Below are 11,355 nucleotides of genomic sequence, written 5' to 3' on the forward strand. Positions count from 1 at the left end.
TCTGTTTGCTTAGAGGGTGAGGTCAACTGTCTTATTTCCTGAAGAAGGGCTGCCTGCATAAACTGCAACTTTGCCGCTTCCTTTAATTAACCAGGTCAGCTCGGTGAAATCCCTTCCCGGGATCGCATCGAGTGTCTGATACTGCCTGCCGCTAACTACTGACTGGCCGCTGGCAAGCGTCATTCTTACAGAAATCTTTTTCAGAAAATAGCTCTTTTCTCCAACCTTAGTCAGGGTAGGCAGGATACCAGCGTTCATCACTTTCATCGTTATACGCGTCAAGCCTTCTCCTAACTTGTCCGTTTTTACACCAACCAGATCGATGGATGGCGCCATAGCTGATAATGCCAGAATGAAGTTGGTATGCTTGCTCACAATTGGATCCACCAACTTATAAGGTGGATTAATCAGTACATAGGGATCAAGTCCTCCTACTTCAACAGTTTGGCCTGGGAAATCCGGATGATTTACAGCCTTCCACTCGGTAAAGGTGTTGGTTATTCCCTGTGTTGCTGCCCAACGCAAATAAGCAGGGACGGCATCCTCAACGCTAAATGCTTTTTCTTTCTTGGTTGTGTCTGGGCGAGCCTTAGGAACCCACCATCCCGGTGTACTAAAACTTAAGCGACCATAGTGAAAATATCCCCATTGCGAGAAGTCTCCACTTTCCGGAGTAACTTTTGGAGCATCTTTGGTACCTGTAATTTTATTGTATTTCTCAGAAACCAGCGCATTCGCCTTAACATCCTGATCATACCATCCGGTAATGATTCTTTTGCTTATACCCATTGGATTAAAAACAACTGGCGTAGATAAGTTATTAGCCGGACCAAAACTGACAAGTGCGTAAACATTGGACGCGTCAAAAAGAAAGTCAAAAAGCGCTCTGTTTTCTTTTTCAGATACCGCATACTCCCCGGCCCCGGCAACGAAATTTTTAAAGTTATAACTGGAATTTCTGTTAAAGCTGATCCCGCCGTCGCCATCTTCATTAAATGCCCCGTCTTTGTCGTTGTCGATTCCTTCACGAAGGAGTTTGTATTTTCCCGTTTCTCCTTTTGCTGCATCGGCAAGCACCAGGGATCGGTTGTCATCAGGATTCAACTTATATGTGCCTGTAGGATCAAGTACGCGCATCGAGGTGATTTTTCCGTTTCCATCAAGATCGTCATACCCATCTTCATTAACTTTTCCATCCCTGTCATCGTCTGTGGGTGTACCGTTCCCGCTGCGCTCATACTTAATTTTACCAAAATATTGCTCCGTGGCATCAGGGCTCATGTTTGGAAAGACATAGTAAGTCTGCGCAGTCAGAATCTTTTTCAAACTGTCGGCAGGTAGCGCCATCAACTTCTCAGCAAAACCGAGAGCCATTTCAACACCTAACAGATGCTTGCCATCCACACCACCAACAACAGCGATAGCTGGCTTCATCTGGGTGTCCCCGGTGCCCAGCGTAAGCATCCAGACATCTTTGCCTGTCACAGTTTTAGTAAGTACTTTTGCTTTTAGGTATTGTGGAAATTTCTTTGCCAGGGCATCCACCCGCCCGGTTAATTGTGCATTTGTGCTATAGTCTGTTTGCGACTGGGCAAAGCCGGTACCGGCCAGACAAAGCATAAAGAGATTTAGGAGGTAAAGTTTCTTCATGTTAATTTAGGTTATGCCTGCAATTTATAAAAAAAACAAAGGCATAATCTAAAGTAAAACAAGGTTTTACAAATGTTACAGTGTGTCTGTGCATCAGTATATCAGCGTGTTATCCTACCAGACTTATCTGTTCCAACATCAGCCGGTTTCAGATAGGCATTCACCAGGATACTAAAAGCTGTTCTCGATATCGGTTTTGTGTAATCTAGTGGGCCTTCAAGTTTAAAATCAATGTCCCATCTTTTTTCCAGGACCATACGGACGGCATCTTCAGATTTGTTACCCACATAACACACCAATGCAATAGTTTTAGCCAGAGTCATGGTACCGGCCCCATTATCGTCAAACCAGATTTGGGCTTTATAAAAAAGATCCTTTAGGGGTTGTTTCACCTCTTCTATCTGGACTGGCTGGCGGGGCTTAAAAAATAGATTTCCATCCTGAACCACTGGCTTTAGTACACCCATTAGTGTTAAGTTTTGGACTGCCCGCCAGGTGCTATCACTCGGACTGACATCTGTCAATGGCACCAATGCCATTTTGAAACCTAGCAACTCACCCTGAATCCTTTTAACATTCGACAGACTGGTTTTAGTTTTAAAAAATGCAGCATATGCCGCAATAGCTCCAGCGGCCTGAGCGGCTTGTATTTCTGTAAAGGGGACATATACCGCATTTTCCTTTTCAGGACTGAGAAAATCTCGCAGCGTAAAAAATGTCGCTGTTGTTTTTTTGCCGGAATAGTAAATTCCAGAGCCCAAACTTGTCCGATATTCCATTGCGGTATAATCAATTGGCAAAGGCTGATTTAGAGATGGAGTACTGCTAACAGCGACTTTCGCCCTGAGATCTCTTCCATCTGCCAATCTAACTTTCCAGCCACTTCCGGAAGATAATAGCATAAAGGGTTCCTGGACCTGAATCAGGCTGAGGTTTTTTGTAGAGTCGAGCCACTTTTCAATAATATAATCTGTCTGTGCTGTAGTCGCAGTGCCTTTCGTTTTTTTTAACAGTTCAGCAGCGATTCCCGAAGGGAGATTGACATCGAGCTGGCCGACAGGAAAATTCCCTGGGCTATATAAAAATATGGTTTTTACTGCCGAGGAGGCAGACTGTAATGCTGCAGCCCAGTTTTCCCTTCCGGTAACCAGTACATCGGTTTTTATTTTCTGTGCTTTCAGGCCTAAAAAGCCAAAGATACAGATCAGCAAAAGCAGACTCTTTTTTATCATTTGTGTACCCCTAAAACACAAATTTAGCCAATTTTTACCGATGTCATGGTAAGTGAGCCTCCAATTGCTTTGTCATTAAAAATAGAAACTTGCTCATGATCTTGTTTCAGCCCCAACGTGTACATCAGGGGAAGGTAATGCTCTGGTGTGGGTATAGCGAGCATAGCCTCTTTACCAAGATTTTGGTAACGCATCAATGGTTGATAATCACCATCAAGAATTAAGCGCTTAAATGTATCATTCATCTGTAAAGCCCAGTCATAACCACCTCCATTTATCATTTCCCAACTGATCATACGTAAGTTATGCACCATATTTCCACTGCCCAAGATAAGCACGCCCTGCTTACGCAACTGGTATAATTCCCTAGCCAGTTCGTAATGCGCCCTGCCGTCTTTGGTATAATCAATGCTGAGTTGCAGCACGGGGATGTTGGCATCAGGATACATGTGCCTTACAACCGTCCATGCACCATGATCAAGGCCCCAGTCGTGATGATCGGGTGTAATAATCGTATCCTGAACAATTCTTACTGTTTCGGCAGCAAGGGCCGGACTCCCCGGAGCTGGATAAACAACATCAAATAACTCCTGCGGAAAGCCCCCGAAATCATGTATAGTTTCAGGAAAATCCATAGCCGTAATAAAAGTCCCTTTTGTAAACCAATGGGCAGACACAACAAGAACTGCAGAAGGAAGGGGAATATCTCGTGCTATGGCCGCCCATTGCCGACTAAATTCATTATCTTCAATACCATTCATTGGGGAACCATGCCCGATAAAAAGTGCTGGCATAACTGTCCCTGTTACAGGATTTAACGGTATTTGCTGAAATTGTGATCTTAAAGACATCGTAACTTAATTTAATCATCAAATTTAGCGATAACCTCCCTTTCAAAAGCTTGACATAAGGTAAGAAATAAGCTATTTCAACACATTAAAAAAGTTAAACTCCACCCTGGCCAAATACATATTCTTCAAATACCTATCGCACATATTTCCAGCGATTTGAAAGCGGTAACCGAGGTCTACCCGCGTACGGCTGTTAATGACTGTTTGTATAGCTGGTGCAAAGTCCAAATACGCCTTCCCATCGGATGGATCCGTTTTTCCAAGTACTTCAAAATAAACATTAAAGTTAGGCTGGCTGTAGTTTTTATAAACGACAGGCAGAACAAGGTAACCAGACGACAAACTATATCCGATCATATCATCCGCGCTATTCATCTGTCCATTATACCGATTTTGGCCGAAGGCTCTTGTATAACTTATATTGGCAGAAAGGGCCAGTTTATGCAGCAGCTGCGTGAAGATTAATCCGCCCTGTGTTCCACTATTATCTCCTTCCAAATTTATATCAGAAGAAGGAAATGTCCGTCTACTCTGACTGATACGTAGAAATGCGGCGGCTCGACTGTGTTTACGCGTACCATCGACCGAATAAAACCTGTACTTCCCATATAAACTAGCGCCTTCAACTCTGTAACGCCCATCCATATCAGAAAAGAAACCTTGTGCGTGAAACATCAGCTTTCTATTAACTCCAATCATTACTTCTGGAATTGTTCTACTGCTCCATTGGCTTCCCGTTGTTCCTTCATGCGTAAGTCGGACACCTATGGATCGCGCAGGCATATTGCTTGCAGGCTCTGTAAATACATACAACTCCTGCGCATAGATGCTTTTGGTCATCATAACCAGAAGCAACATGCACATATATTTTCTCATCATTAAATACTGAGGTGATATACGCGTGTCTTGCGCCCATTTATCACTGCTGTCCCGCTGGCATACGAATCCACTTTCAGCGTGTTCACGTTCTTTTTAAATGTACTTCCAGGCACAAAATTCTTATCAATTACGGTAGCCTTAATTGGGCCTGATAAAATTTTTCTGTCGGAATTCGTTAACTGATATACATTTCCATCTACTGTCGCGCGACCATCCCGATCCACCGCAACCGCATTGAAATTAAATGTAGCGCTAAGTTTTCCTATAGAAAAACCGGCATCTTCAACTTTTTTCCTGATCAGGTCGATATTTACATTTTTATCTTTCTTGAAATTAATTGTAAATAAATTCTGATTCAGGTCTGTGCTGATGCTGTTGATAAAGTCAAGACTTTTTAATGCCGTTTCTGTTGCTTTGGAACACATGGAACAGGTAAGACCGGTTACCTGAATTTCGGCGTTCGAAATTTGTTGGGCCTTGCCCGGAAAGCCCATAAACAGGCCGAATGCTGTTAAAAGAAAAATATATGTTTTCATAAAAACTGGAATAAAATTAAAATTCAATCAAAAAATATTGCCTTAAGCAATAGCATGAGTGTATTATTCCTAATTCCTGAAAACGCAATGAAGTACGTACGCGGATACTTTTCCCGACGGCGGTGGAACATGCAGTGCAACATAGTCAAACAATCTTGGCATCAAGAGATTCAACAACCTGCTCACCATCGGAGAAAATAAAAGTGAAAGACTAAGGCTCTTTGGAACAACCGTTTTGACACTAGATTGGTGACTATCCGTTACTTTAACGTCTACCGCAGTATTCTTACAGCATTTGTTTTCAGTTGTCTTCTTTTCTGCTGATTTACACATCTTACATCCAGCAGTTTGTGTAAATCCAATTGCATCCAGCTTATTGCCGCAAAAATGCAGACTTAGCGCAATGCCCATTACACTAAAAAGGTAAAGGACACATAAACTCAGTGCTATTTTTTTTCGGCTATGCATTACGCCGCAAAATTATATATTATTCTGCAATAAAACAGCAGTAAAGAACATTAGTCCGCAAACGTTTTTTTGCCGACAAGGGAATTAATTTATCTTAGCAAAAACTTAATACAATGAAAAGACTCCTGTCTCTCCTTTTGGTTTGTTGTTCACTTTATAGTTTCGCTGCAAAGCCTAAACATAAGTTTGTACGGGTCAAGACAGATTTTGGCGAACTCACCATCATGCTCTACAATGAAACACCGCTCCATCGCGATAACTTTCTGAAACTTGCTAAAGCTCACTTTTATGACGGAACACTATTTCACCGGGTAATTGAAAAATTCATGATTCAGGGTGGAGACCCCCAATCTAAAAACGCGATGAAAGGGGCCGCATTGGGCGATGGCGATGTGGGTTATACCATTCCAGCAGAATTTCGGGATAGCATTTTCCACCAAAAGGGTGCCTTAGCGGCAGCCCGGGATAACAACCCTGAAAAGGCAAGCAGTGGATGTCAGTTCTATATTGTTCAAGGAAAGTTATACTCAGATTCAACACTCAGCGTTGTAGAAAAAAACAGGTTGAAGTTCCGGCTCCCGGAATGGGAACGCGAAATCTATAAAACAATTGGCGGTGCCCCGCATCTCGACAAGAATTATACTGTTTATGGTATGGTAGTCAAGGGCATTCCAACGATAGATCAGATCGCTTCAGTTAAAAAAGATACGTCCGACAGACCTTTAGACGATGTAAAAATGACCGTTACGATTCTAAAACGCCGGGCATCAAAAAAACTAGAGAAAGAACTCGAAATCACAGATGGCTCCTTCCATCTCAAGAGCTTATAAATTATGAAAATTATCTCCTACAATGTAAATGGCATCCGTTCTGCCTCTACAAAAAACTTCTTCTGCTGGCTACAATCCACTGATGCAGATATGGTCTGCATGCAGGAAGTCAAAGCACTTCCGGTACAAATCCCTGAAATTATTGCGCTAATTGAACAACTGGGTTATCATCACTACTGGTTTCCAGCAGAGAAAAAGGGATACAGCGGAGTCGCGATTTTGACTAAAATTAAACCCAATCATGTCGAATACGGTTGTGGTGAAGAATGGATCGATATGGAAGGCCGTATTTTACGGGCCGATTTTGACACCTTTTCTTTAATGAGTGTATATCTTCCATCGGGCTCCAGTGGCGATGAGCGTCAGGTAAAAAAATACGCATTCATGAAATTTTTCGACGGCTATATCGATGACCTTAGAAAAGAACATCCAAATCTCATTATCTCCGGCGATTACAACATTTGCCACACGTCAATGGACATCCATAATCCGAAATCAAACGCCAATTCGTCGGGATTTTTACCTGAAGAGCGGGAATGGATGGAGTTATTTCTGAATCGTGGATTTATTGACACATTCCGCCATTTCAATAAAGACCCGCACAACTATACCTGGTGGAGTTTCAGGGCCAACTCAAGAGCAAAGAACCTGGGCTGGCGTATCGACTATCATCTGGCAACAGTCCCTATGCTAGAGCGACTTAAGCGCGTCATTATCCTACCTGATGCTATCCATTCTGATCACTGCCCGGTATTGCTCGAGCTTAATCCCGCCTGATGAAACCTCTGCTGATCCGCGACATTGGAATATTGGCTGGCATACATCCTGAAGGGACAGCTGTGTTACAGGGTAGTATGATGGCCAATTTGCCTGTCCTTAATGATGCCTGGCTGCTATGTGCAAATGGGTTTATTCTGGATTTCGGCAATATGAACAACATCCCCACTCAACTGCCACCTGATACAAACATTTTTTCTGTCAATGGTGGAGCCATTTTCCCTTCCTGGTGCGACTCACATTCACACATTGTTTTTGCCGCTTCGCGTGAGGAGGAGTTTGTGATGAAAATTAAGGGAAAAAGCTATGAAGAGATCGCAGCAAATGGGGGCGGAATCCTTAATTCTGCAGAAAAAATGCAAACGGCAGATGAATCAGAGCTTTATGATGCCGCGTTTGCCAGGTTAAATGACATGATCGGACAAGGTACCGGCGCCCTGGAAATCAAAAGCGGCTACGGACTCACTTTGGAGAGCGAACTTAAAATGCTGCGCGTCATCAAAAGACTCAAAGAAAACTCACCAATCCCGATCAAAGCGACCTTATTGGCGGCACACACCTATCCCCTGGCATACAAGGAAAGCCATCAGGCCTACATCAGCATGATTGTTGAAGAGCTCCTGCCAGCAGTCTATCAAGAAGGTCTGGCAGATTATTTTGACGTTTTCTGTGAAAAAGGATTTTTCTCAGTCGAAGAAACAGATCAACTGCTCGCCGCCGCAGCGCACTACGGACTAAAGCCAAAAATTCACGCCAATCAGTTATCGGTTTCCGGTGGCGTAGAAATTGCCCTCAAACACAAAGCGATATCGGTGGATCATTTAGAAGCCACAGATGCGCTTGTTATAGGCAGCATGACCAACCATTATACAATTGCGACCTTACTGCCTTCATGCTCTTTATTTCTACGTATACCCTATGCCAACGCCCGTGGATTAATCGACGCAAATATTCCAGTTGCCATTGCGTCAGATTATAATCCAGGGTCTACGCCTTCGGGAAACATGAACCTGGTAGTTTCGCTCGCCTGTATCAACCTGCGGATGCTCCCTGAAGAATCAATCAACGCCGCCACAATAAATGGCGCTGCGGCAATGGAGCTAGGTCATGAATTAGGCAGTATAACTAAGGGAAAAAGAGCTAATTTTTTTATTACACGCACTTTAAGCAGTATCGCATTTTTACCCTATAGCTTTGGCCAATCTCAAATTGAACATATCGTTCTTAATGGTGAATTCTACTAATGGAAGGTTTTAAACGTTATCAAAAAGAAGACATCGCCGCTTTCGTGAACGTTCGTGATGGGGAAATCCGACTCGGACAGCAGATCGCCTATCTTAACGCAGGGCAGGAACTGGAATCATCACCTGCTAAATTTGTGTTGCTTGGGATCCCGGAAGATATTGGCATTTCTGCAAATTACGGCATAAGAGGTAGCTCAACAGCCTGGAACGCGACTTTAAATGCATTATTAAATACACAAAGCAATAGCTTTTTTTCAGGAGAAGACCTCCTTCTACTCGGCCATTTTGAATTCTATCTGCCAACAGATTCCTCCAGAGTACTGCAAATGGAAAAAGTTGCCTGGATTGATGAACAAATCTATCCACTGATCAGACGGATTGTTACCGCTGGAAAAATACCCGTCGTCATAGGTGGTGGTCATAACAATGCCTATCCCATCATCAAAGGAACGTCAATTGCTTTAGACCAAAAAATCAATGTAGTTAATATCGACGCTCATGCAGACTTAAGAACATTGGACGGCAGACATAGTGGGAATGGCTTAAGTTATGCGCTTAGCGCCGGTTATTTAGCTAAATACGGGGTATTTGGACTACAGCAGAATTACCTGAATAGCTTTATGCTCAACACCATCATGCAGAACAGCAACATAAGCGTGAAATATTTCGAAGATCTTTTGCTCACACCAGATATTGGTGCTTCTTTTAAAGTATTTGTCGAGGACATGGAACATCCTCTAGGGTTAGAGATAGACATGGACACAATTATGGGCGTGTTATCAAGTGCAGCCACGCCAAGTGGAATCCACTTAAACACACTCAGAGCCATTTTGCTTTCCCTGGATAAAAAATGCAATTATCTTCATATCTGCGAAGCTGCTGCGACGCTGATAGACGGCCGACAAGACTTACAGACAGGTAAAACAATCAGCTACCTGATCACAGATTTCATTAAATCACAGCGGTCTAAGTATTAAAATAATAGATTTTATCAGGAGTAATACAAAGATCCAGTCTGACATCAAGGGCGTCAACATCCGAAATTTCGTCGACAGCCTCAAAAAAAGAAAGCCCCACCTTTAGCGCATCCGAGCCCTCAAGAAATCGATCGTAAAATCCTTTCCCATACCCTACCCGATATCCACACTTATCAAAAGCAAGTAACGGAACAACTACAAGATCAATCAACCCCTTGTAAACTTCTTCAGAACGCGGCTCCAGAATATTGAAGGTACTCTTCTCCAGATAGTCCATACCTCGCCATTCATGATGCGTCATCAAAGCCGTCCTAAAATCGGCTTTCGGAACCAGTATTTTGATATGTGGATGATGATTTTTGAGCCAATTTATACATTGGAACGTGTCAGGCTCAGCCTTCTCAGCAATAGGAAGGAAAATATGCAATACGCTGATTGCACTAAAATCAAGTTTAGAAAAGCGCTGTAACAATTGCTCGTTTAATCGTTTAATCGCACTAGGATCGATCAATCGCCGCTCTGTCATCGCCTGTTTTCTAAGTTCAGATTTGTTCATCAGAAACAAAGTTAAAAAAAGATGGCTTCGGGAACCACTCCGAAGCCACAATCAACCTAAACCTAAAACTAAACTATGAAAATTCTTATTTTACTCTTTCTATATAATCTCCTGTGCGCGTGTCAACCTTAACTTTATCGCCGTGGTTAACAAACAAAGGAACTTTAATCTCTACTCCTGTTTCAACAGTCGCATATTTTAATGCGTTCGTTGAAGTATCGCCTTTTACAGCTGGCTCTGTATAAGTTATCTCAAGCTCCACGTGTGCAGGTGTCTGCGCCATGATAGGCTCTTCACTTTCAAAAGCAACAATAACATTCATACCTTCTTTTAAGAATTTAACGCTATCCCCAAATAAAGCTTTAGGAATGTTAAATTGTTCAAAAGACGTATTATCCATAACAACAAGGAAATCTCCGTCTTCATATAGGTATTGATAATCGTTCGTTTCTACACGACAGATCGTTACTTCTTCATCAGTACGAAACCTGTATTCTACCAGCTTGTTGGACTTGATGTTTCTCATCCTTGCCTGATAAAATGCTCTTAGGTTTCCTGGAGTACGGTGAAGAAACTCCTCAACCTGTACCAATTCTCCGTTAAAACGAAGGATATTACCACTTTTTACTTCAGATGCTTTTGCCATTTTACTTGAAATTGTGTCTAAACTTTCGACCCGATTTCGTGCCGCAAAGGTAAAGACTATTTTTGAATTCTACAATAGTAAATATAATTTATTTTTTATAATCCGTTATGGACACGAACTGGTCGCAAAAACCATACTCTACCTCTTGGTTAGAACCCACAATTACGAGCCTGTTTGTCGTGAAATCTGAGATCAGTTGCTGGTACCAATCTATCCCCTGTACATCGAGATTTGATGTTGGCTCGTCAAGCACCAGCATCGGTGTATCCGAGCAACAGGCTAATGCCAGTTTGGTTCTTTGCTTCATGCCCGATGAGAAATATTTCAACGCCTTATCCTGAGCTTTTGTTAGCCCGAGCAACTCCAAGATCCCACTTTCCGGAACCGAAGGGTGTATGTTTTTAAATCTGAAGTGAAAATCTATCGTTTCCTGAAGCGTAAATTCTTCGATAAGATCAAGATACGGTGCGGCAAAACTAACGTATTTATAAATCTCGTCAACGGGAATTTCATGCGCCTCTGTGTAAGTAACCCCACCCTCGGAAGTTGAAAGATTGCCCAGGACCAAACTCAATAGGGTTGATTTACCAGAACCATTTGGTCCAAGCACAGCATACCTGCCACCGGATGCAAACGTATAGTTTACGTGCCTGAAGATCCATTCCTGGTTAAACCTGCGCCCTGCATTTTTAAGCTCGATCAGCATACT

The 11,355-nt window shown here is 42.7% G+C and carries 13 protein-coding genes; 4 read left to right on the forward strand and 9 right to left on the reverse strand.

Going from position 1 to position 11,355, the window contains the following annotated elements; translation table 11 throughout:
- Window positions 1-9: 9 nt before the first annotated feature.
- The 6 genes from CLV32_RS21520 to CLV32_RS21545 all read right to left on the reverse strand — a co-directional run bounded on the left by CLV32_RS21520 (window position 10) and on the right by CLV32_RS21545 (window position 5,616).
- Window positions 10-1,650, reverse strand: coding sequence for a M14 family metallopeptidase (locus CLV32_RS21520; protein ID WP_133559040.1), 1,641 nt, complete (start codon window positions 1,648-1,650; stop codon window positions 10-12).
- Between the two features lie 101 nt (window positions 1,651-1,751).
- On the reverse strand, window positions 1,752-2,882 hold the full coding sequence (locus CLV32_RS21525) for an S-layer homology domain-containing protein (protein ID WP_133559041.1): 1,131 nt from the start codon (window positions 2,880-2,882) through the stop codon (window positions 1,752-1,754).
- A gap of 23 nt (window positions 2,883-2,905) precedes the next feature.
- Window positions 2,906-3,733: a 4,5-DOPA-extradiol-dioxygenase gene (gene ygiD, locus CLV32_RS21530; RefSeq protein ID WP_133559042.1), complete on the reverse strand. Its 828-nt coding sequence runs from the start codon at window positions 3,731-3,733 to the stop codon at window positions 2,906-2,908.
- A 72-nt stretch (window positions 3,734-3,805) separates the two neighbouring features.
- On the reverse strand, window positions 3,806-4,612 hold the full coding sequence (locus CLV32_RS21535; RefSeq protein WP_133559043.1) for a hypothetical protein: 807 nt from the start codon (window positions 4,610-4,612) through the stop codon (window positions 3,806-3,808).
- On the reverse strand, window positions 4,612-5,148 hold the full coding sequence (locus tag CLV32_RS21540) for a heavy-metal-associated domain-containing protein (RefSeq protein WP_133559044.1): 537 nt from the start codon (window positions 5,146-5,148) through the stop codon (window positions 4,612-4,614). Before CLV32_RS21540 ends, CLV32_RS21535 begins: the two co-directional genes overlap by 1 nt.
- A gap of 69 nt (window positions 5,149-5,217) precedes the next feature.
- Window positions 5,218-5,616 (reverse strand): HYC_CC_PP family protein, encoded by a 399-nt coding sequence (locus tag CLV32_RS21545; RefSeq protein WP_449415931.1) that lies wholly within the window; start codon window positions 5,614-5,616, stop codon window positions 5,218-5,220.
- 113 nt (window positions 5,617-5,729) lie between these two features.
- Here CLV32_RS21545 and CLV32_RS21550 point away from each other — a divergent pair, with 113 nt between their 5' ends.
- From CLV32_RS21550 to CLV32_RS21565, 4 genes are read left to right on the forward strand one after another with little or no spacing between them, the layout of a single operon-like run.
- Window positions 5,730-6,446 carry a peptidylprolyl isomerase gene (locus CLV32_RS21550; protein WP_133559046.1) on the forward strand — a complete coding sequence of 239 codons (717 nt, stop codon included), beginning with the start codon at window positions 5,730-5,732 and terminating at the stop codon, window positions 6,444-6,446.
- A gap of 3 nt (window positions 6,447-6,449) precedes the next feature.
- The gene (locus tag CLV32_RS21555; protein ID WP_133559047.1) at window positions 6,450-7,223 is read left to right on the forward strand and encodes an exodeoxyribonuclease III; all 774 of its coding nucleotides are present in this window, start codon (window positions 6,450-6,452) and stop codon (window positions 7,221-7,223) included.
- A complete protein-coding gene (gene hutI, locus CLV32_RS21560; RefSeq protein WP_133559048.1) occupies window positions 7,223-8,467 on the forward strand; it encodes an imidazolonepropionase in 1,245 nt (414 codons plus the stop codon). Before CLV32_RS21555 ends, hutI begins: the two co-directional genes overlap by 1 nt.
- On the forward strand, window positions 8,467-9,444 hold the full coding sequence (locus tag CLV32_RS21565) for a formimidoylglutamase (protein WP_133559049.1): 978 nt from the start codon (window positions 8,467-8,469) through the stop codon (window positions 9,442-9,444). The genes hutI and CLV32_RS21565 overlap by 1 nt, the downstream gene beginning before the upstream one ends.
- Here the strand turns inward: CLV32_RS21565 and CLV32_RS21570 are convergent.
- From CLV32_RS21570 to CLV32_RS21580, 3 genes are all read right to left on the reverse strand, one after another.
- Entirely contained in the window at window positions 9,434-10,000 is a 567-nt protein-coding gene (locus tag CLV32_RS21570; protein WP_133559050.1) for a 5-formyltetrahydrofolate cyclo-ligase, read from the reverse strand. The two genes, CLV32_RS21565 and CLV32_RS21570, sit on opposite strands and share 11 nt — an antisense overlap.
- Before the next feature lie 85 nt (window positions 10,001-10,085).
- On the reverse strand, window positions 10,086-10,646 hold the full coding sequence (efp, locus tag CLV32_RS21575) for an elongation factor P (protein ID WP_133559051.1): 561 nt from the start codon (window positions 10,644-10,646) through the stop codon (window positions 10,086-10,088).
- Window positions 10,647-10,734: 88 nt separating this feature from the next.
- Window positions 10,735-11,352 (reverse strand): ABC transporter ATP-binding protein, encoded by a 618-nt coding sequence (locus CLV32_RS21580; RefSeq protein ID WP_133559052.1) that lies wholly within the window; start codon window positions 11,350-11,352, stop codon window positions 10,735-10,737.
- Window positions 11,353-11,355 lie beyond the last annotated feature (3 nt).

Origin of the sequence: Pedobacter duraquae, from assembly GCF_004362245.1 — a bacterium.
Lineage (GTDB): Bacteria > Bacteroidota > Bacteroidia > Sphingobacteriales > Sphingobacteriaceae > Pedobacter > Pedobacter duraquae.